The organism is Streptomyces sp. ICN903, assembly GCF_022015835.1.
GTDB lineage: Bacteria > Actinomycetota > Actinomycetes > Streptomycetales > Streptomycetaceae > Streptomyces > Streptomyces fenghuangensis.
In genome coordinates, this window is sequence record NZ_JAKMAY010000157.1 from 1 (window position 1) to 3,162 (window position 3,162).

3 protein-coding genes are annotated in these 3,162 nt (G+C 73.2%); 2 read left to right on the plus strand and 1 reads right to left on the minus strand.

Annotated elements, in window-relative coordinates:
* Window positions 1-66 precede the first annotated feature (66 nt).
* Window positions 67-1,410 (plus strand): class II 3-deoxy-7-phosphoheptulonate synthase, encoded by a 1,344-nt coding sequence (locus L7D48_RS16980; RefSeq protein WP_374492557.1) that lies wholly within the window; start codon window positions 67-69, stop codon window positions 1,408-1,410.
* Window positions 1,411-1,591: 181 nt separating this feature from the next.
* Complete coding sequence (locus tag L7D48_RS16985; protein WP_237880290.1) at window positions 1,592-2,215, plus strand: sulfite oxidase-like oxidoreductase; 624 nt, start codon at window positions 1,592-1,594, stop codon at window positions 2,213-2,215.
* A 72-nt stretch (window positions 2,216-2,287) separates the two neighbouring features.
* On the opposite strand, the gene L7D48_RS16990 is transcribed toward L7D48_RS16985, so the two are convergent.
* Window positions 2,288-3,162 (minus strand): deoxyribonuclease IV (locus L7D48_RS16990; protein ID WP_237880291.1); only part of this gene is annotated, 875 nt, incomplete at its 5' end.

Genomic DNA, 3,162 nt, shown 5'->3' on the forward strand with positions numbered 1-3,162 from the left:
TCCGTCTCACCCATCGGTCAGGCGGGCTGAGCGGCCGACCCCACCCCGTAACCTGGACGCGTGACCGTGAACGCCAAACCCGACGCCGGTGCCCGCACCTGGCGAGACCTACCCGCGGCGCAGCAGCCCGAATGGCCGGACCCCGAGGCTCTGCGCGATGTGATCGCCGATCTCGAGTCCTATCCGCCGCTCGTCTTCGCCGGCGAGTGCGACCAGCTGCGCGCCCGCCTGGCCTCCGTGGCCAAGGGCGAGGCGTTCCTGCTCCAGGGAGGCGACTGCGCCGAGGCCTTCGACGCCGTCTCCGCCGAGCAGATCAGGAACAAGCTCAAGACACTGCTCCAGATGGGGGCCGTGCTCACCTACGCCGGGTCCGTCCCGGTGGTGAAGGTGGGCCGGATCGCCGGGCAGTACAGCAAGCCGCGCTCGAAGCCGACCGAGACCCGCGACGGGGTGACCCTGCCCTCCTACCGGGGCGACTCCGTCAACGGCTTCGAGTTCACCGCCGAGGCCCGCACCCCGGACCCGCAGCGGCTCAAGCGGATGTACCACGCGTCCTCGGCGACGCTGAACCTGGTGCGCGCCTTCACCACCGGCGGTTACGCCGACCTGCGCCAGGTGCACGCCTGGAACCAGGACTTCGTGAAGAACTCCCCCTCCGGCCAGCGCTACGAGGCGCTGGCCCGGGAGATCGACCGGGCGCTGAACTTCATGAACGCCTGCGGGGTGGACCCGGAGGAGTTCAAGACGGTGGAGTTCTACGCCTCGCACGAGGCGCTGGTCCTCGACTACGAGTCGGCGCTGACCCGGGTGGACTCCCGCACGGGGAACCTGTACGACGTCTCCGGCCACATGGTGTGGATCGGCGAGCGGACCCGCCAGCTGGACGGCGCGCACATCGAGTTCGCCTCCCGCATCCGCAACCCGATCGGGGTCAAGCTCGGCCCCACCACCACGCCCGAGGACGCCCTGACGCTGATCGACCGGCTGGACCCGGACCGCGAGCCGGGCCGGCTGACCTTCATCACCCGGATGGGGGCCGACAAGATCCGCGACAGGCTCCCCACCCTGGTGGAGAAGGTCACGGCCTCCGGCGCGCAGCCGGTGTGGGTGTGCGACCCGATGCACGGCAACACCTTCGAGGCCGCCAGCGGGCACAAGACGCGGCGCTTCGACGACGTGCTGGACGAGGTCAAGGGCTTCTTCGAGGTCCACAAGAGCCTGGGCACCCACCCGGGCGGCATCCACGTGGAGCTGACCGGCGACGATGTCACCGAGTGCGTGGGCGGCGGCGACGAGATCTTCGTCGACGACCTGCACCAGCGCTACGAGACCGCCTGCGACCCGCGGCTGAACCGCAGCCAGTCGCTGGACCTGGCCTTCCTGGTGGCGGAGATGTACCGGGACCAGTGAACGGCGGGCGCACCGGCGCACCGGCGGGTGCCGGCACGCGCCGGTGCCGCCGGCACACGGTGGCGCCGTGGGGCGCGGATCACGGCGATCCGCGCCCCACGGCGCCGTTCGCGTCCTCGGGCTCCCCGTGCGGCCCGGGGCGCGGTCACGGGCACGGCCGGTGGTCTGTCACCATGGAGGCATGGTTCAGCCGGAAAGCCGCGAAGAGGAGCGCCTGCAGCTCCCGCCGGGGCAGCGGCTCCAGCGCGGCTGGCCGGTGACGCACTACGGCCCGGTGCCCAGGTTCCGGCCCGAACGCTGGGAGTTCCGCGTCTTCGGGGCCACCGCCGACGGGGACACGCACCGCTGGAGGCACGAGGAGTTCTCGGCGCTGCCCCACGAGACCGTGGTCGCCGACCTGCACTGCGTCACCCGGTTCAGCATGCTGGGCGTCGAGTGGGGCGGGGTGCGCACCCGCACCCTCCTCGAACTCGTGCCGCCCGCGCCGGAGGTCACCCATGTGATGGTGTGGGCCGAGTACGGCTACAGCGCCAACCTGCGGCTGGCGGACTTCACCGCCGACCACACGCTCTTCGCCACCCACCGCGCCGGTGAGCCGCTCACGGCCGAGCACGGCTTCCCGGTGCGGCTGGTCGTACCCCATCTGTACGCCTGGAAGGGGCCCAAGTGGGTGCGGGGCGTGGAGTACATGACCGCCGACCGCCGGGGCTTCTGGGAGGAGCGGGGCTACCACAACATCGGCGACCCCTGGCACGAGCAGCGCTACTCGTACCAGGAGGCGCCGGGCGACGGCCCCGGACTGTGACCGGAGCCGACCGGCCCGCGGCCCGCTCGCGCGGCCCCCTCGTGGGGCCCTTCCCGCCGTCCGGGGGGTCCGTCAGCCCCTGAGCTCCTTCAGCCGGGCCACATCCGCCGCGTGCCCCTCCCTGCCGCCCGGGGTCTCGATGACCAGGGGCACGCCCTCGGTCGCCGGGTGGCGCAGCAGCTCGCGGAACGGCTCGGCGCCGATGTGGCCCGCGCCGATGTTCGCGTGGCGGTCCTTGCGGGCGCCGGCGACGTCCTTGGAGTCGTTGGCGTGGACCAGCCGCAGCCGTCCCTCGCCGGCCACCGCCACCACCTCGTCCAGCAGCGCCTTCATGCCGCCCTCGGCCGCCGTGTCGTGCCCGGCGGCGAAGGCGTGGCAGGTGTCCAGACAGATCCCGAGCCGGGGGTGCCGCTCCAGGGCGTCGAGGTAGGGGCCCAGGTCCGCGGCCCGCGCGCACAGCGAGGCGCCCTGGCCGGCCGTCGGCTCCAGCAGCAGCCACGGATCCTGTGAACCCTCGCCGGGGTCCAGCTCGTCCAGCAGCGGCAGCATCCGCTCGCGTACCTGGGCCAGAGCCGTGGCGCGGTCGCGCCCGCCGGTGGCCGAGCCGGTGTGGACGACCACGCCCAGGGCGCCGATGTGCCGGGCGCGCCGCAGCGAGTGGCGCAGGGAGGACACGGACAGCTCGGCCGTGGCCTCGGTGTGCGAACCGAAGTTGATCAGGTAGGGCGCGTGGACGTAGGCCGGGATCCCCTCGTTCGCGCAGGCCGTGCGGAAGGCCTCGTCCTGCCTGGGGTCGCCCGCCGGGGTGGCCCAGCCGCGCGGGTTGGCGACGAAGACCTGCACGGCCTCGGCGCCGATCTCGCGGGCGTACGCCAGGCCCTTGGCGGCGAGTCCGCCGGCGACGGCGACATGGCTGCCGACGGGGTTGCGGGCGCGGTGGGGGGAGG